Origin of the sequence: Streptomyces sp. NPDC012474 (assembly GCF_042955185.1) — a bacterium.
GTDB lineage: Bacteria > Actinomycetota > Actinomycetes > Streptomycetales > Streptomycetaceae > Streptomyces > Streptomyces cahuitamycinicus.
The window spans coordinates 395,217-413,194 of the sequence record NZ_JBIBEP010000006.1 but is presented as its reverse complement, the minus strand read 5'-3'; the positions used below and the strand labels follow the sequence as shown (position 1 = coordinate 413,194).

The 17,978-nt window shown below is 68.9% G+C and carries 12 protein-coding genes, 1 tRNA gene and 2 pseudogenes; 11 read left to right on the top strand and 4 right to left on the bottom strand.

Going from position 1 to position 17,978, the window contains the following annotated elements; translation table 11 throughout:
- Positions 1 to 79 precede the first annotated feature (79 nt).
- Complete coding sequence (locus ACFY9S_RS17100; protein ID WP_391128679.1) at positions 80 to 394, bottom strand: hypothetical protein; 315 nt, start codon at positions 392 to 394, stop codon at positions 80 to 82.
- A gap of 219 nt (positions 395 to 613) precedes the next feature.
- Here ACFY9S_RS17100 and ACFY9S_RS17095 point away from each other — a divergent pair.
- The 9 genes and pseudogenes from ACFY9S_RS17095 to ACFY9S_RS17055 all read left to right on the top strand — a co-directional run.
- Positions 614 to 1,614, top strand: a pseudogene (locus ACFY9S_RS17095) (serine/threonine protein kinase); the annotation flags it as partial.
- Between the two features lie 391 nt (positions 1,615 to 2,005).
- The gene (locus ACFY9S_RS17090; protein ID WP_391128676.1) at positions 2,006 to 2,449 is read left to right on the top strand and encodes a cytidine deaminase; all 444 of its coding nucleotides are present in this window, start codon (positions 2,006 to 2,008) and stop codon (positions 2,447 to 2,449) included.
- Positions 2,450 to 3,386: 937 nt separating this feature from the next.
- Positions 3,387 to 8,540, top strand: coding sequence for a DUF6531 domain-containing protein (locus tag ACFY9S_RS17085; protein ID WP_391128824.1), 5,154 nt, complete (start codon positions 3,387 to 3,389; stop codon positions 8,538 to 8,540).
- Positions 8,541 to 8,629: 89 nt separating this feature from the next.
- Positions 8,630 to 8,983 (top strand): hypothetical protein, encoded by a 354-nt coding sequence (locus ACFY9S_RS17080; RefSeq protein ID WP_391128673.1) that lies wholly within the window; start codon positions 8,630 to 8,632, stop codon positions 8,981 to 8,983.
- A 95-nt stretch (positions 8,984 to 9,078) separates the two neighbouring features.
- Positions 9,079 to 9,345, top strand: a complete 267-nt coding sequence (locus ACFY9S_RS17075) for a hypothetical protein (RefSeq protein ID WP_391128670.1) — start codon at positions 9,079 to 9,081, stop codon at positions 9,343 to 9,345.
- Between the two features lie 87 nt (positions 9,346 to 9,432).
- Positions 9,433 to 9,505, top strand: a tRNA-Gly gene (locus ACFY9S_RS17070).
- Positions 9,506 to 9,738: 233 nt separating this feature from the next.
- A complete protein-coding gene (locus tag ACFY9S_RS17065; RefSeq protein ID WP_391128667.1) occupies positions 9,739 to 10,059 on the top strand; it encodes a hypothetical protein in 321 nt (106 codons plus the stop codon).
- 243 nt (positions 10,060 to 10,302) lie between these two features.
- Positions 10,303 to 10,839: a hypothetical protein gene (locus ACFY9S_RS17060; protein WP_391128664.1), complete on the top strand. Its 537-nt coding sequence runs from the start codon at positions 10,303 to 10,305 to the stop codon at positions 10,837 to 10,839.
- 61 nt (positions 10,840 to 10,900) lie between these two features.
- Positions 10,901 to 11,095 (top strand): annotated as a pseudogene (locus tag ACFY9S_RS17055) (TetR family transcriptional regulator); the annotation flags it as partial.
- A gap of 229 nt (positions 11,096 to 11,324) precedes the next feature.
- On the opposite strand, the gene ACFY9S_RS17050 reads toward ACFY9S_RS17055, so the two are convergent.
- Both ACFY9S_RS17050 and ACFY9S_RS17045 read right to left on the bottom strand, forming a co-directional pair.
- Positions 11,325 to 13,040 carry an ATP-binding cassette domain-containing protein gene (locus tag ACFY9S_RS17050; RefSeq protein WP_391128661.1) on the bottom strand — a complete coding sequence of 572 codons (1,716 nt, stop codon included), beginning with the start codon at positions 13,038 to 13,040 and terminating at the stop codon, positions 11,325 to 11,327.
- Positions 13,037 to 14,923 (bottom strand): ATP-binding cassette domain-containing protein, encoded by a 1,887-nt coding sequence (locus ACFY9S_RS17045; RefSeq protein ID WP_391128658.1) that lies wholly within the window; start codon positions 14,921 to 14,923, stop codon positions 13,037 to 13,039. Before ACFY9S_RS17045 ends, ACFY9S_RS17050 begins: the two co-directional genes overlap by 4 nt.
- A gap of 77 nt (positions 14,924 to 15,000) precedes the next feature.
- On the opposite strand from ACFY9S_RS17045, the gene ACFY9S_RS17040 reads away from it, so the two are divergent.
- Together ACFY9S_RS17040 and ACFY9S_RS17035 are read left to right on the top strand one after the other, a co-directional pair.
- Positions 15,001 to 15,969, top strand: a complete 969-nt coding sequence (locus ACFY9S_RS17040) for a helix-turn-helix domain-containing protein (RefSeq protein ID WP_391128655.1) — start codon at positions 15,001 to 15,003, stop codon at positions 15,967 to 15,969.
- A gap of 64 nt (positions 15,970 to 16,033) precedes the next feature.
- On the top strand, positions 16,034 to 16,369 hold the full coding sequence (locus ACFY9S_RS17035; RefSeq protein WP_391128652.1) for a deoxyxylulose-5-phosphate synthase: 336 nt from the start codon (positions 16,034 to 16,036) through the stop codon (positions 16,367 to 16,369).
- Positions 16,370 to 16,508: 139 nt separating this feature from the next.
- On the opposite strand, the gene ACFY9S_RS17030 is transcribed toward ACFY9S_RS17035, so the two are convergent.
- Positions 16,509 to 17,939: an AbfB domain-containing protein gene (locus ACFY9S_RS17030; RefSeq protein ID WP_391128649.1), complete on the bottom strand. Its 1,431-nt coding sequence runs from the start codon at positions 17,937 to 17,939 to the stop codon at positions 16,509 to 16,511.
- Positions 17,940 to 17,978 lie beyond the last annotated feature (39 nt).

Below are 17,978 nucleotides of genomic sequence, written 5' to 3'. Positions count from 1 at the left end.
CCCGCTAGCTCAACCCACGAAGTCGCTGGTCACCAGCCGGAAGCCCCAGCCTCTCTCCTAAAGTGGTTGTCCACCCCTGTCACTGAGCCCACACCTGCCGGAACTCTTCGGCCGGGATGGCTTCCAGCGGGTCCTCTTCCGGGTCGATCGCATGGTCCGTCAGGAAGCCGTGCTCGTCCTCCAGGTGCTCCCAGCTGTACCGGTGGAGTCGGCCGGTCGGGGTCAGCTCGGCTTGCTTGATGGCGACCAACTCGCCGCGATCGGGTACGGCTTCGATGTACCACAAGCCGCCCTCCGCGTCGCCGTGGCGGAAGTGGTGCCGCAAGGTGGCTCTCTCGTCAAGAGATCGGAAGTACGCCACGCTCTCCGCTTTGATGCGCTCCAGGTCAACCACAGGATCATCGTGCCAGCGAGCGCGTGTGGTTGCACCGCTCTGACATCCACAGGTGACATCAACGACCCCGGACGCCAATACTCCTAGGCGGTCCTGCACGGCTGGCGTGGCCGGGTGGTGCCTCGGCAATGCCGAGGAGGGATCGAACTCCTAAAGCGGGTGTCGCAGGTTCGAATCCTGCCGGGGGCACAGCCAGAAGGGCCAGCTCAGGAGGGGTAGACCGACCTGTACGCGCTCGGCTGTGTGCTGCACGAACTCCTCAGCGGGCGGCTCGTGTTCGAGGCGGAGAGCGAGTACCTGCTGATGTACCAGCACGTCAATGCCGCCCCCACCCCGCTCAGACAGCTGCGGCCCGACGTCCCCGAGGCGCTGGAGGAGCTGGTCCTGCACCTGCTGCGCAAGGCGCCCGAGGCGCGGCCCGCCGACACACAGGAGGTGTACGCGCGGCTGCTGCCGTTCCTCCCGCCGCAGGGCCAAGAGCCCGGCACGGCGGACACCGGGCCGGCCGGAGCGCCCGACCCGACGGGCGTGTTCCGTCACCCCTTCGCACCCCGCGCCCGCGGCCACGGCCACGCCCCGGTGCCCGGTGGTCCGACGCCGACGGCCGTCCTCCCGGGGGTCCAGCCGGTGCCCGCCCCCGCCCGGCTGCGCGAGGACATCAAGGAGGCGTACGCGCATTCCGACGCCCTGCTGGAGGAGGAGCGGTTCGCGCAGGCCGCAGAGGTGCTCGGCGAGGTCATCGAGCCCGCCGCCGTCGCCCTCGGCTCCGAGAGCAGGCAGGTCCTGGCGCTGCGCCGCCAGCGGGCGGCGATCCGCCTCCTCGGCGGTGACTACCGGGCCGCCCTGCCCGAGTCCGACGCCCTCGCCGACTCCTACGCCCGTATCGCCGGGCCCACCGGCGAGCAGGCCCGCGCCTGCCGCGCCCAGGCGGCCCGCTGCCGCGCCGAACTCGGCCAGGTCACCGACGCGCTGGCCGCGCTCCAGGGCGTGCTGAACGTCGTGCGGGCCGTCGACAGCGACGTGAGCGAGGAAGCCGTGGAGCTGCGGCACAACATCGGGATGCTGCTGCTCGCCCAGGGCCGGACCGCCGAGGCGCGGCAGGTCCTCGAACCACTCCACCAGGACATGTGCATGGTGTTCGGCCCGGAGGACGAGAGACCGTCGAGATCGCCGAGGCGCTCGCCGTGATCCGCCTCGACCTCGACGGTCCGGCTTCCTGACCCGCTTCCTCCAGAAGCAGCATCACCACAACCATGCTGCTCTGCGGCCGAGGGTTTCGCGACGGTCACGTCGCCGGGTGTTTCAGCGCTCACCGGTGTGGCCGCCAGGCCAGTGGTGCCGCCGACCGTGTTCCGATCCTCTGGCGACGAGTCCACCGCGCCGGATTCCCACTTGTCGTGGGCTTGTTCAAGGTCGAGATCCGACCACCGGAGGCCGATGCTCTCACCCCGACGAAGGCCCATCTCAGGCGAGCACGAAGGCCGCGTAGAGCGGATCGCTGCGCAAGGAAGTCAGGCCCCAGGGACTCGGCTCCTCGTGCGGCCCTGCCGTCGAGAGAGGAAGGCAAAATTGGACATGCCGCAGACAGGGCTCCGTGACAAACTCCGGCGCATGAAACTCGACCAGACGCTGGTAGACGCGGCCATGGAACTCATGAACCGACGCTGGCCTGCGGACGAACCTGGCGGGGCAGCCGCTGTGCGGCTCGCCGACGGAGGCATCCTGACCAGCGTCGGCCTTGACAACATGCACGGCTCGGTCGTGCTCTGCCAGGAGACCGGGGCGTTCATCCAGGCATACACCCAAAACCGAACCGTCACTGCCTCCGTCTGCGTCTGCCGTGACATGGAACGCGGCAGAATACTGATCTTGCCGCCCTGCGGCATCTGTCAGGAACGGCTCGCGCTGTGGGGACCGTCCGTCGAAGTCGCCGTCCCGCGGAAGGACGACCCGACCCGTTGGGAGGCGCGCTCCCTCGCGGAAGTGAACCCCTATTACTGGGGGCCGCAGTTCGCCGACGGGCAGTGGCCTTCCCAAGCCCAGCACTCCGAGTGACAACGGCCGCAGCTGTATGGCAGCGAAGTACAGCAACCGCATCAAGCTCCGTCGTCTGGTAACCCACTTGTAAGGCCGCAGCAAGGCCAGTACGGCTGCTCGTGACCGATATGCATAGAGCTACGGATCGGAAGGTCCGTGACATCCATAGCTGGCATCAACGACGCCGGACAGGGACGTACACCAGCGTCTCTGTCCGGCCGTCGCACCAGGTGCCGACAGCAGTTGGAGCGGGAGCGGATCGAACTCCTTAAAGCGGGTGTCGCAGGTTCGAATCCTGCCGGGGCACAACATGTTAAGCCGCCGGCCTGGGGTTTCTCCCCCACGAAGGCTTTCTATTCGGCCCCGGACGGCCCGTCCGGGGCCGTTTGCGTGAGCGGATGAGTCGCCAGACTCTGACCTCTCCCGACCAGGACGCCTCTACAAGGCGTGGCGATGAGGGCCTCGGGCAGAGTCGGCCGTCGCCGACCCCGCCGGTGACGGCTGTACCGATCCGCACCGTACGACCCTCCCCGGCATCCATCGTGCAGACACTGTCGCTCAACTTCGCGTTCACATGCGAAAAGCAACCTGGTTTGGCATGTTCCAGCCATATTTGGAAGAGAGTCCGTACCGGACGCCAATCCAGCCAGTGACTCTGCACCGGATCGGTCGGAGCCAGGGCTCCGAATCCAGCCATAGCTGCAAACTGCAGGTTATTTCCCACGCCTCCTGATCAAGGATCATCCCTGCACTTCGTTCACAGCCGTCACGCAAGGGATGCACAGTGCGGAAGAGATCACGAAGATCAGTCATAGCCCTGCTGGTTCTGGCCTTGATGGCCACCGCCGGCGTCGTACCGGCTTGGGCTCTGCCCGAGCAACCTGCTTCCACCCTGGCCGCCGTTCAACAGCTCAAGGCCCGGACGGCGGCTGACCTGCCGAAGCCGCCCAAGGCCATGACGTTGACGGAGCGGCGCAAGCAGGTGAAGCAGTCCCGGGACGAGTTGTCGTCCATGCGGGGCTACCGGGACTCACCCGCCAGGAAGCCGGTGGGCAAGCCCCACCCTCGGCCCGACAAAAGCGCTGTCGAGCGCCGCCTCCTCGCCGGGGGGAGCCCGACGCGCCAGCCGCTCGCGGTGGCGGCGACTGCTGATCCGGCGTGGGTGTCGGGCTCGTCCGGGGTGTGGCCGGGGACCCTCTCGATCGGCGGGCACGTGAAGTTCTTCTCCGGCACCGGTTCGTCCTATTCAAGGCTGTTGCTGCTTCTCCGGAACGAGGCGGGGACGGTCGTCAAGGCCGAGGAGATCGACAAGGCCACCTACGATCCGGAGGGAAAGGGGCACCTGGACAGCGGAGCCTGGTGCTACGGCTGGTGGGCGCCCAACCCATACCCTGACCGTGCTGACGAATGCTTCTGGTGGAGTTCGAGCGCGCTGGGCGGACACCTCGAGGACGGCAAGAAGTACTACGCCCACGTCTACCTCATGGGTTCGGACGGTACTTACAGTCCGAAGGGCACCACCTCTCCGCTGATCGAGGCGTTTTACACCCCGGACATCCCGGGCGCCCAGGCCGGCATCTGCTCCTGCTACGCGCAGGCTCACCGCGCCGACCCGGTCAACACGGCCACCGGCATGTTCTTCGAGCAGCTCACCGATGCCCAACTGGTTGGCGTCGGCAAGCAGGTGACCCTGGAGCGCACGTATCGCTCCGACTCCACGACGACCAATCTGCTGGGTCGCGGCTGGGCCACGCCCTTCGACGTGAAACTGACGGTCGCCTCCGGCAAGGTCACCTATCAGGCCGACGACGGGGCGAAGTTCGTCTTCACGCAGAAGAGCGACGGCACGTACACCGCGCCGGCGGGTTCGGCCGCGAAGCTGGTCAAGGGCGGCAGCACCTACACCGTCACCACTCCTGATCACACCAAGCGCACCTTCAGCAGCACCGGTCAGCTGACGTCGGTCGTCGACGGCGGCGGCCAGGGCCTGGCGCTGACGTACACGTCCGGCAAGCTGTCCTCCGTCAAGGACGCCGCCGGCCGCATCACCGGCTTCACCATGAACGCCGGCGGCCAGGTCACCAAGGTCAGCCTCCCCGATGCCACGTCGGTCTCCTACGCCTACACGGATGGTCTGCTGACCTCCGTCACCGATCCAGCGGGCAAGGTCTCCACCTACGGCTACAACGCCGACAAGCGGCTCTCCTCCCTCACCGACCCGGCGGGCGGCAAGGTCTCCAACACCTACGAAGCCAACGGCAGAATCAAGTCCCAGACGGACCAGAAGGGCAAGACCACGTCCTTCACCTGGGACAGCGGCGGCGAAGAGTCCCACATGACAGCCCCGGACGGCGGAGTGTGGACCGACATCTACGCCGGCAACGTGCTGATGGAGAGCATCGACCCGTACGGCAAGAAGGTCTCCTACACCTACGACCGCTACCTGCGCCCGGTCGAGATCACCGATCAGCGCGGCAACACCACGTCGATGACGTACGACGGCGCCGGACGCATGCTCACCCGCAGCGCGCCCAAGTCCCTCGGCTACAAGGAGAGCTGGACGTACGACAGCGCCGGCAACATCCTCAGCCACACGGACGGCCGCGGCAACAAGACGACGTACACCTACAACACGTCCAACCAGCTGACCTCCAGCACCGATCCGCTCAGCGGCAGGACGACGTACACGTACACCGCACTCGGTGCCCTGGCGACCGTGACGACACCGCGCGGCAAGACCACGACGTACGGGTACGACGCGAAAGGCAACCGCACCTCGGTCACCACCTCACTCGGTGAGAAGACCACCTTCACCTACGACGACGCCGGCCGCATCACCTCCAAGACCGACCCCCGCGGCAACATCTCCGGCGCCGACCCGGCCGCCTACACCACGAAGTACACCTACGACGGCCGCGGCCTGCTCAGCACGGCCACCGACCCCCTGGGCCGCACCACCAGCTACGGCTACAACGGCGCCGAACAGCTGACCTCGGCCAAGGACCCGGCCGGCAACACCACCCGCTACGAGTACGACGACGCCGGGAACCTGACGAAGACCACCGACGCGGCGGGCAAGTCCGTCACCCGTGGTTACGATTCCGGCGGCCGTCTCACCTCCGAGACCGACCCGCTGGGCAACAAGACGACCTACGCCTACGACAAGCTCGGCCGGCTGCTGAGCACAGTCTCCGCCCGAGGCAACGTCACCGGCGCCGATCCGGCCGCCTACACCACGAGCTACACCTACGACGCCGCAGGAAACCGCACGAAGGTCACCGACCCCAGCGGCGCTGCTGTCAGCACCGAGTACGACGCCGTGAACCGGCCCCTCAAGGTCACCGAGCCGCTGGGCAAGACGACCGCCTACACCTACGACGCGGTCGACAACGTCACCAAGGTCACCGACGCCCTCGGCAAGAGCGTCTCCTCGGTGTACGACAAGAACAACCGGCTGGCCAGCACCACCAACCAGCTGGGCAAGACCACCACCCACGCCTACGACGCCGACGGCAATCTCCTCAGCCGCACCTCCCCGTTGGGCAACAAGGAGACCTGGACCTACGACGGCGACGGCCGCCAGGCCACCACCGTCGACCCCCGCGGCAACGCAACCGGCGCCGACCCGGCCCAGTACACCACCACCAACAGCTACGACGCGGCCGGCAACCTCATCACCGTCACCGACCCGCTCGAAGGGGTGACCAGGACCGAGTACGACGCGGCGGGCAACGTCACCAAGCGCACCGACGCGGACAAGCGCGCCACCACCTACGGCTACGACAAACTCGACCAGCTCACCACGGTCACCGCCCCGGACGGCGGAAAGACGGCCTACGAGTACGACGCGGCCGGCAACGTCACCAAGCGCACCGACGCCAACCACCACGCGACCGCCTACAGCTACGACGCGGCCCGCCACCTGACGAAGGTCACCGACCCGCTGGACCGCGTGACCTCCTACGCGTACGACGCCGAGGGCAACCTCACCAAGAAGACCACCCCGCGCGGCTCCACCAGCTACGCCTTCGACACCCGCGGGCTGCCCACCAAGGTCGACTACTCGGACTCGACGCCGGACGTGAGCTTCGGCTACAACGCCGCCGGGCGCATGACGGCACGCGCCAACGCGAAGATCTCCGAGGACTTCGACTACGACGCGGTGGGCAACCTCACCAAGACCCGCGGCTTCTCCTACACCTACGACGCCGCCGGCCAGATGCTCACCCGCAAGTACTCCGACGGCAACACCATCACCTACTCCTACGACAACGACGGCCGCACGTCGTCCATGACCGCCGACGGAACCACCACCAACTACACCTGGGACGCCGCCGACCGCCTGACCCGGTCCGCGCTGCCCAACACCGAGACCGAGGACCGCGCCTACGACCGCGCGGGCCGGCTCACCGCCGTCACGTCCTCCAAGGCCGGGACCACCGTCACCAAGACGGCGCTCACCCTCTCCGCCGCCGGGCTGCCCACCCACGTCGACGTCACCCGGGCCAGTGTCGGCACCGGCGGCTGGGGCCTCACCTACGACACCGCAGGCCGCCTCACCTCCGGCTGCGCCCCGCAGCCCTGGATCACCGGCTGCGCAACCAGCCGCACCACGGCCTACACCTACGACAAGGTCGGCAACCGCCTGACCTCCACCCTCGGCACCACGAACACCAACTACACCTACGACGCGGCCGACCAGCTCACGTCCACCACCACCGGCACCGCGACCACCGCCTACGACTACGACGGCGAGGGCAACCAGACCAAGGCGGGCGCCGACACCTACACCTACGACCTGACCGGACAGATCTCGGCCGCAACCGTCGCCGGCAGCACCTACACCTACGACCACGACGCCAGCGGCAACCAGGTCACCACCAGCAAGGACGGCACGGTCACCAGCCGCACGCAGTGGGACCCCAACGGCCCGCTACCGACCCTCGCCACCGAGTACGACAGCGCCTGGGCCATCAAGCAGTCCTACCGCTACGACCCGCTCGGCCAGCCCACCGCCACCGAGACCGGCTCAGGCGCTCTTTTCTACTACCACCACGACACCCAAGGCTCTCCGGTCGACGTCACCGGCAGCACCGGCACGCTCCACCAGCGCTGGGCCTACGACCCGTACGGCGCCCGCACCCTGAACACGGTCACCAGCGGCGCTCCCGCCAGCACTCCGTCCTACACGGGCGCCCGCTACGAGACCACCACAGGCAACCTCGACCTGCACGCCCGCCAGTACAACACCACCACCGGCCGCTTCGACCGACCCGACCCGGCCACAAGAAGCCTCACCACCCCATACGTCTCGACGTACGCGTACGCCGACAACCAACCCACTCTCCTCACCGACCCCAGCGGCCTGACACCCGAGGACCCCAACGAGCGCGTCGACAGCCTCGGCGAGGGGCTCAAGATCTTCGGTGACGGCTTCCTCCAAGGGCTGAAGGCCCCGTTCGAGTTCGCCGGCGACGCGTATGACGCCGTCACCGGCCAGAACGGCGGTGCTGGGGCCTTCGTCGACAAGTACCTCCCCGTCCGACCCGCCTACCGGCTCTACCGGGCCGAGTACCTGCTGCGGCAACAGGGCTGTGACGCGCTGGCGGACCTTTACTCGGATGCTGCGGACGAGCTTGCGCAGCAGCTCGCGGTGACCGGGGTCGGCGGACTCACGGGGTGGCGGCGACAGGCGTACGAGGCCGAGGAGTCGATCCTCTACTCGGGAGGGGTCGCCCCCCGAGATGCCAAAGGCAAGTACGCCAAGCGTGACGGCGAAGAGGGGCGCGACGGCTCGAACGACGAAATGACGACCTGGGAAAACCTTATGCTGGACGGTGCGACGGTCATCGCCAGAGAAGTCTCGGTCAAGGCACCCGGATTCAAGGTCCGGAAATTCGATGGCCTGGTCAACATAAACGGCCACTGGTACGGGATCGAGACCAAGGGCGGCTCAGCCAAGCGAAATCCGGACCAGAAGAAGTTCGACGACTGGCTGAATCTTCCTGGAAACACGGTCACCACGAAGGGCGGCCTCGTACTGGAAGGCGTATTCGACTCATGGATTCCGCCCGGTAGCATGAAGTCCCGAGAGCACCTGGACGAGTAACCGGTCGATTCCGGACGGGTAAGTTCGAGTCGAGTGAGCGGCGTGGGCGCCTGAGCAACGGGCTCCCACGCCGTATCGAAAGGACGGTCATGAGCTACGACCTCGCATTCTGGTACGAGAGCGGTTCCCTTGACGCAGCGGCGGCATATCGGAAATACGACGCGATGACGGATGGTGAGTCCGGGGTGGCTGCGGAGAGTCCGCGGGTTGCCGAATTCTACCGGGATGTTCAGAAGGCTTATCAGGATCTGACGGAGGACACCACGGAGGAGGAAGCAGATCAATCCCCCTGGACTTCTTCCGTTTATTTCAACGGAGAGTGCGTACTTGTCAACATCGCCTGGTTCAGGAAGAGTGAAGTCTCCGACACCCTCATCACCATGGCGAAGAGCCGGGGACTTATGACCTATGACCCGCAGCGGGAGCTGGTCGTCGAAGCGTGACGTGCGTAAGCGGCCCGCCGTATGTCTGGCTGTCGGCGATCGCTACCCCCGTTTGAGGCGGTTCCAGGTCGCCCAACGGAGGAGGAGTCGGACTGATGCTGGACATCGAAGAGGCGACCAGATTGACCCAGAGGTTTCTGGATGAGGAAGTGAGCCGCGAGGGCATGCCCTTCGCGCTCGTCGAAGGAGAGCGCGCTCAGGTCGGAAGCATGTTCTACTTCGATTGTCAGTCAGTCGCCTACCTACGGAGCGGAGACCTCCGGGACATGGCCATCGGCACGGGCTACGTGTGCGTCGACGGAGAGACCGGCAAGTGCCGCATGCTGGGAGCCGTCGAGTCCGCCAAGCTCGACCTCTTTTGACAGGTCTCTCAAGCTTTCCTCTGGGGCGGCGTTGGGAAACAGAGGAAGTCTTCCCTCACAGATCCGCGTGAGCCCCACGCGACACGGGCCGACACGACTCGGCAGGAGTCTTGTGGCACTCCTGCCGCGGGTGTCGCAGGTTCGAATCCTGCCGGGGGCACAGACAGAAGGGCCAGCTCAGGAGGGGTTTCCTCCCCGGCTGGCCCTCAGCCGTTTCGGGATGCGGCTACGCGTAGCTGATGGTGATGACGGGCCCGCACCGAGGTGCCATCTGGAAGGATCTGAGGCCGATGGACCGAGGAATCGAGGCGACCGGGCATGACTTCACGCACTGGTACCGAGGGTGGCTCGAGCACACCGAGCAACGGCTCGAGACCTGACGGGGTGAGGACGATGCAGTACTGCGAACGCCATGAAATGAACAACTGCGCCGACTGCGCTCCGCGCGAACCTCACGGCAGCACACCCACGACCAGCGACTGGGACGGTTGGCCGGCAGCCTCGATCATCATCCACCCCAGCGGCAAGGCCCACCTTCCGGGCTGCACGCACATCGTCCCGGCCGACATCCAGCCACCCCGCTACGGCTGGGTGCTCACCCCTTCACCCGGAGCATGGCGTCGTCTCGCTCCCTCCAGCCCGCTCCGCGCTACCCAGGGCAACACCGAGCGGGCGGCTGTGAGCCGCTGCGAGAGCTGCGACGCGACGCAGTAGGGGTCGCCGATGCTGCTCGACAGCTTGTCGGACAAGCTCATGTTCAGACGGGAAAGAAGCCACTCAAGTCAGTCAACGGTGACTCCCAGGGACGAGGCCCAGCGGTGCGGGGTGGCACTTGACGGTGTCAGACGTGTGCCATCCCGGCAGGACCTTGCTCCTGCACAAGACGACGAGAGCACCCCGCCCCGGGAGGTGGCACGGCGATGTAATGTGCCCCACCTGCACACCCTTGGGGGGATCATGCACATTCGCACCACCGTAGTCGGGCTAGCGCTTGCCGGAGCGCTGGTCTCCGGCTGTAGCTCCACTGGCTCCAGCGACAACGCGTCGAGCGCATCGTCGAAGGGCGCTAACTCCGAGGCTGCGGCCTCGGCGGAGAAGTCGGACGCTCTGACGGCGAAGCAAGCTGTAGCAGGGCTGAAGAATTTCATCCCGGGATTGAAGCTCGTCCGGGACTACACCGAGGCCAGCGACCCGAACCACCTGCTCGGGCGGCCGGGCGGCTACACCAGCAAGGCCGCCTTCTCCGACAGTCGTGTCTCCTCCGCGGACGTCGAGGGCCTGGGCGAGGACGCAGTTGAGCGGGGCGGCAGCGTCGAGGTGTTCAAGACCGCCGAGGAGGCAAGGGCTCGGGCGAAGTACATCGAGACGATCGCCAAGTCCATGCCCGGCGCGACCGAGTATCACTACATCGCCGGCGGCATCCTCATCCGCGTATCGAACCTGCTGACACCCACTCAGGCAAAGGACTACGAGACGGGCGCCAAGAGCCTCTGAGGCGACGCGACCCCCGCTGTCGGCTGTCCTGGAGAGCGGCGACCGTCTGGTGAGCGAGTGGTTGTCGGCACACTGCGGTCTGGTGGCCGCCCTACCGGATGATGGTGCCGCGTCCCGGCGCCTGGTGGCCTGTCTGCTCCAGTCGTTCCGCACCGACCCGGCCAACGAACCGCTGCCCCCGCCGAGTGCGCTGACACTGCGCAGCCTGCCGATTGCACCTGACAGTCTCCATGGGCAGCGGCTCCCCAGAGCCTGACATGACTCGGTACGTGCCGTGCCGTGCCGGCGCCCGGTAGCGCGTACAACGGCTTACCCACCGAGGGCCCGGACCCGGACTCGAGCGGCGAAACCGTGCGTGCTCACCGTCCTGCTGACCGGAGAGGCCCTGGCCGGCTGAGCACATTCATGGGTGGGCGTCGACGCCTGTCCCTTTCGGTGTTCTCCGAGTTCGCTTCCTCCAGCTGCGGCAACCCCGCACGGCGGTCTCAGTCCCCCGCCGTCCCGGCCCGGGACAGGTCCCAGTACGCGGCGTACCGGCCGGCGCGACGCAGCAACTCCTCGTGACTGCCCTGTTCGACCACCCGTCCGGCGTCCAGGAACGCGACGCGGTCGGCCCGGCGCACGGTCCCCATGCGGTGCGCCACCAGCACTACGGTCCGGCCCGCCATCAGCTCCTCGATGCCGGCGTGCACGGCCGCCTCGTTCACCGGGTCCAGGGCCGACGTGACCTCGTCGAGCAGCACGATCGGCGCGTCCTTGAGCAGCGCGCGGGCGATGGAGACGCGCTGCCGCTCCCCGCCCGACAGCAGCCCACCGCCCTCGCCCACGGCCGTCGACCAGCCGCCGGGCAACCGTTCGATCACCTCGTCGAGACGTGCCGCGGCGGCCGCGGCCCGTACCTCGGCTTCGGTGGCGTCCGGGCGGCCTAGGCGCACGTTCTCCTCGATCGTGCCGTCGAAGAGGTAGACGTCCTGGAAGACGATGGCGATCCGCGCCATCAGCGCCGCGGTGTCCATCTCCCGTACGTCCACGCCACCGATCCGCACCGCGCCCGCGTAGACGTCGTGGAAGCGGGCGAGCAGCTGTAGCAGCGTCGTCTTGCCGGCGCCCGACGGGCCGACGACGGCGAGCCGCCCGCCCTCGGGTACCGACAGGGTCAGCCCGTCGGCGACCACGCGATCGCCGTGGCGGAAGGTGACCGCGTCGAACTCGATGTCGTGGCGGGACGGTTCGCGCGGTGCGCGGGGTTCCGGGAGCGGCTGGGTGGTGAGGACGTCGTCGAGGCGGGTGAGTTGGGCGCGGGCGGCGCGGATGCCACCGCCCATCTCGGCGAGGGACAGCAGCGGGTCGGCGCAGCGGGCGGCGAGCACCAGGACCGCGAGCACCTCGGCCGCGCCGATGTCCCCGCCGAGGGCGAGGTACGCACCGAGGGCGAGCAGCACGGTGAACACCGCCTGCACGGTGACCGCGAGGCCCAGCACACCCGGCAGCGCCGCAAGGGTGGAGCGACGCGAGGCGCGGCGCAGTTCCTTCAGGGAGTCGTCCAGCAGACCGAATCGCTCGCCGGTACGGCCGCCCGCGCGCAGCACCGGCTGGGCCTGGAGGTACTCGATGACGCGGCCGGTGGCCGCGCGCTCGCGTTCCACGCGCTCCGTGTCGGCCGCCGTCGTGGCGCGGGCCGTGCGGAGTTGGACCGCGGCCACCAAGGGCGCGGCGGCCAGGGCGGCGAGTCCCAGCTGCCAGCTGAAGGCGAGCATCACGGCGACGATCGTCAGTGGCGTCACCAAGGCGGAGATGAACGGGGCCAGCAGGTGCGCGATCACGCTCATCGCCTGCAACACGCCCTGGCTCGCGAGCACGGACACTTCGCCGGTGCGGGCGGGTCGATACCAGCCGATGGGCAGCCGGGCGAGGTGTTCGCCGAGGCGCTCGTACATGCCGTGCAGCATCGTCGTGCCCACGCGGAAACCGGAGCGGTCGCTGACGTACCGCAGCACCGCGTAGACCGCGACCGCCGCGCCGAAGGCGGCCAGCCAGGGCCGGGCGTCCTCGGGTGTGCTGCCGAAGAGCGCGCGCAGCACGGGCACCAGCAGCGCGTACGACACTCCCTCGACGAGGGCGGTCGCCGTCATCAGGGCGACGGTGCGGCGCACCGGCCCGGCGTACTCGTGGCCGAGCACCCGCAGCAGTGTGCTGATCATCGGGCCTCTTCCCCTTCCATGGCACCGGTTTCCACGGCGCCGGCTTTCATGGGACCGGTTCTCGCGGCACCGGCTTCCACGGCACCGGCTCTCACCGCACCGACTCCCACCGCACCGGCGTGGATGTTCCAGAATTCGGCGAACGCGCCGTTCCGCGCGAGGAGTTCCGTGGTCGTGCCCCGCTCCACGATCTCGCCGTCGCGCAGCATCACGACGGTGTCGGCGTCGGCGATCGTCTCCAGGCGGTGGGCGATGACCAGCGTCGTCCGCTTCTGACGGGTCTGCGCCAGTGCCTCGCGCACCGCCTGCTCGGTCTGCGGGTCGGCGAAGGCGGTGGCCTCGTCGAGGACCAGGACGGGGGCGTCCGCGAGCAGGGCGCGGGCGATCGAGAGACGCTGCGCCTCGCCGCCGGAGAGGCGGGCGTCCTCGCCGATCACCGAGTCGTAGCCGCGGGGCAGTTCGAGAACGCGGTCGTGGATGCTCGCCCGGCGGGCGGCGCGGACCACGGCGTCGCGGTCGGCGTGCGGGACGGCGAGGGCGATGTTGTCCGCGACCGAGGCGCGCAGCAGCCGGACGTCCTGGAAGACGAAGGACACCCGCCGGTACAGCTCCTGGCTGCCCATCTCACGCAGGTCGACGCCGCCGAGGAGCACCGAGCCGTGCGTCGGGTCGTAGAACCGCGGCAGCAGCTGCACCAGTGTGGACTTGCCGCTGCCGGACGGCCCGACCACGGCCGTGGTCGTCCCCGGCTCCAGCACCAGGTCGATACCGCGCAGCACCTCACGCCCGGCCGCGGCACCCTCGTACCCGGCCGCGGCATCCTCGTACCCGAAGCGGACGTCCCGCAGCTCCACCCGGTTTCCCTCGGGCGCCACCGGCCGTACGGGCTCGGGCAGCGACGGCTCGGCGAGTACGTCCCGGATGCGGCCGACCGCGCGCCGCGCGGCCTGCAGGTCGTCGAAGCCGTGCCCGAGCGCGGCCACGGGCGCGGTCAGCCCGAGGCCGAGAAGCAGGAAAGGCAGCAGGTCCGCCGGGGCGAGCCCGCCCTCGGTGATCCGGTACGCGCCGCCGACCAGCACCGCCAGCAGCACGAACGGGGGCGACAGCGCCACCTGCATCCCGGCGGCGACCCCGGAAAGACCGCGCACCATCCGGTAGAAGCTCCGGGTGAAGTCACCCACCGCGGTACGGAACGCGCTGTGTGCCCGCTCCGACCCGCCGAACGCCTTCACCACCGCGATGCCCTGCACGAACTCGACCACCGACGCCGAGATCCGCCCCATCGCGGCGTCGAACTCCTCCTGCTCGCGCAGCCGCGTGGGGGTCATCATCAGCGGCACCAGCGCGACCGCCAGCAGCACGGGGATCAGTGTGATCAGCGTCAGCCGCCAGTCCACGGTGAGGAGGTAGCCGAGCGAGATCAGCGGTACCACGAAGGCGGAGACCAGCTCGCCCGGCGTGTGGGCGATGAGCGGGTGCACGGCGCTGACGTCCTCACCCACCAGCTTCGCCAGCTCTCCGTTGCGCCGCCGCGCCAGCCGGCCGATCGGCACCCGCCCCAGCTGCGCGGCGAGTTGCCGGCGCAGCGACAGCTGCACCCGGGTGTCGAGGAGGTGTCCGACGCCGGAAGAGACGGCCGTGAACAGCAGCCGTACGAGCAGCCCCGCCGCGCCCGCGATCACGACGTCGCGCGCGTGACCGTCGTCGGCCGGCCCCGGCGCCAGCAGCGTACGGCCGAGCTCGACGACCGCGAGCAGCGGCGCCAGACCGGCGACGGCGCCGATGACCTGCAGGACGACGACGACGGCGAAGCCGCCCGCGTACGGGCGCAACAGACGGGCCACGCCCGGTGGTTGCGGCGCGGTGGTTCCGGTGGAGGTCATGCGCTCACCTTCGCCGCGGTTGCGGCCCGCGGGATTGGAGAAATGTTCCGTCCGGGCGGGCGCCGTAGCATGAAGGCATGTCAACTGCCGTGCGAAAGCGCGTCCTTGACCCTGTGTGGCAGGTCACGCGTCCGGCCCGGCCCGGCCGCGTACCCGGCGTCGTCCTGGCGGGATTCCGCGACCGCGGCCCGGCTCCCGTCGACCACCGGCTCGACCCGCACCCGGTGCTGACGCTGGCGCTGGCCTGTGGTGAGGCGGCGCTCGGCATCGGCGAGTCGACGGGGCGGCAGCACCGCGGCAGCCTGGTCACCGGTCTCGGGTTCGGCGTCGGCGGGGCGGCGCGGGTGCGGGCGGCGAACGTCGAGTGGGTGCAGGTGCGCCTGTCCCCGGCCATCGCGCGCGCCGTGCTGGGCGTGGGCCCTGCTGAGCTGGAGAGCTCCGTGGTGGCCCTGGACGACCTGTGGGGGCAGCGGCGGGCAGCCCGGCTGCGCGAGCAGCTGTCCGAGGCCGCCTCGTGGGAGGAACGCTTCGCGCTCGTCGAGACGGACCTCGCCCGGCCGGCCGCCTCGGGGCCCGCCATCGAGCCGGAGCTGGCCTGGGCCTGGGACCGTATCGTCGCCGGGCACGGCCGGGTGCGGGTCGAGGGGCTGGCCGACGAGCTGGGCTGGAGCCGCAAGCGCCTGTGGTCCCGCTTCCACGCGCAGCTCGGTCTGCCGCCCAAGCGCGCCGTGAAGCTCGTCCGCTACGACCGGGCCGCCACCCGCCTGGCCGGGGGCCAGGAGGCGGCCGGGGTCGCGGCCGACTGCGGCTACGCCGACCAGTCGCATCTGCACCGGGACATCGTGGCGTTCACCGGTGTGACCCCCGCGACCGTGGCCGGTCAGTCGCTCGTCGCGACGGCAGACATGGCGTGGGTGGACCGTGTGCCGCGCCTCCCGGCACGATGGGGCCATGCCCCGGCCGACCGTTCCGACGGGCCGCACCGGCCACCACCGACAACCGGCGGAGACACCCGAAGCGGACGAGTTCCCGGGCATAGCCGCTGAAGAGCTGTGCAGCCTGCCGGAAATCTGTCGAGCCCGACCCTGCCGCGGCTCTACCCTTGCCGCCATGGCCCACGGAAAGACCTCGTACGTCTGCCTGCCCTGCCGGGCGTCGTACAAGCAGCCCTACCCCGGCTACTACGACCACGACCGGGTCTGTCCACGCTGCGCCGAACCACTGATCCACGTCGGCTCCGCCTTCGCGGCACCCAAGAGGCGGGACACCGCCGCCTGGCGCACCCTCTCCGTGCTGCTGCACGCCGGTGTGCGGTTCCACAAAAGCTGTTGCGGCGGGCCCGGCTACCGCCCACGCACCCTCAGCGAGGTGCGCGAGCGGATGGCCTACGCCCGGGCCAGCGGAGAACCGTTCGCTCAGGCGTTGGTCCGCCGCGACCTGCCTTAGGGGTGGTTCCCGTTGCCGTAGCGACTGCAAGGCACCCGGGCGGGGCCGCAGGCGCAACCGTCTGCGGCCCCGCCATGGCCGAGGGGCCTCGCGCAGATGCGGGGCGCGTCACGTCATGGGATCACCCGTCGGGTGTGGGTCAGTTCGTCACGCGGAACGTGGCGTCGCTGCGGGCCGTCGTGGTCGTGATCGGGTCGAGGCGGAGTCCGTAGGCGTAGTGGCGGACGTACCGGTCGGGGTGGCTGTACGACTGGAAGGACGACCATGTCGGGTCCGCGAGACCGGCGACCTGGCGGAAGGTGGCGTCCGCGGCGAACCGGGTGGTGCCGTCGTTGTGGGCCAGTTGGAAGTCGTAGCCGGCGTGCCGCAGGAAATGGCCGGGGAAGTTGACCGACTCGAAGGAAACGGTGCCCGAGCCCGCCAGGCCGGGCCGCAGCCGGAACTGGGCGTCCGCGTTGGTGATGTTCTGGTCGATGCGTACGTCGAAGTTGGCGTGCCGCACGTAGCGGTCCTGGAAGTTGAACGACTGGAGCCGCTTGGCCGGGGTGTCGGCCCAGCGGGTTAGTACGCGGCTCTCCTCGGCGGCCGTGAGGGGGAGGATCGAGCCGTGGCGCTTCTTCGTTCCGCCCAGGTTGTAGCTTCCCGATGCCGGGAGCCGGTAGGTGCTGGGGGCCGAGGGGTTGGTCGTCGTGACCGGCATGTATCCCTTTCCGGCCGCGTACTGGTCGAGGTAGAGGGTCCACTCGTTGCGGTCCCTGAACTTCATCCACATCGGGCCTTCGACCTGGGAGCCGGTCAGGCCGATGCCGGAGAGGTTGCCGAGGTTGGTCCACGTACCGAGGATCGAGTTGCTGCCTTCGAGAGTGATCTGGCCGTCGCCGGAGGCCCGTACGTAGCGGTAGTCGCCCACGCCGGAAGGGACCTCGACGATCTGGGTGTCGATGATGTTCTGGGTGCCGGGGCGGTCGATGTAGAGCTGCGGCGTGGTGATGGTGCGGAAGTCGGTGGTGCGGGCGGAGTAGATGCGGTGCTTGAGCACGCCGTTCCGGGTCGCGTTCGTCGCCCAGTACAGGACGTAGTCGTTGGTCTCAGGGTTCCAGATCGCTTCCGGTGCCCAGGCGTTGCGCCCGTCGGGGATCGTGCCGGCGACGTTGAGCAGCCGCGGCTGCGACCAGGTGGCCAGGTCCGTGGACTCCCACACCACGAGGTTGCGACTTCCGTTGTTCACGGAGTCGTCCCATGACTGCCCGCAGCCGATGCACAGGTCGGTCGCGATGATCCAGTACTTGTCACCGCCGGGGGCTCTGACCAGTGCGGGGTCGCGCACCCCGCGGGTTCCCACCGTGGAGCGCAGGGTCATCCCGCCGCCGTTGAGGTCGCTCCAGTTCAGGCCGTCCGTGCTGTGTGAGAAGTAGATCTGCTGACCGGTCGACCCCTCCCCGATGAAGTGCGTCATCAGGTAGCCCGGGTCGGCGGCGGCGGCCCGGTCAGGTGTGGTCAGGGCCTGGCCTGTGAAGAGGAGGCAGGCGGCGAGCGCTATCGCCGACAGCCTGGAGAGAAGCGCGCGCATGTGGATGTCCTGTCTGTCGACTTTCCGTTGCCCTGTGGT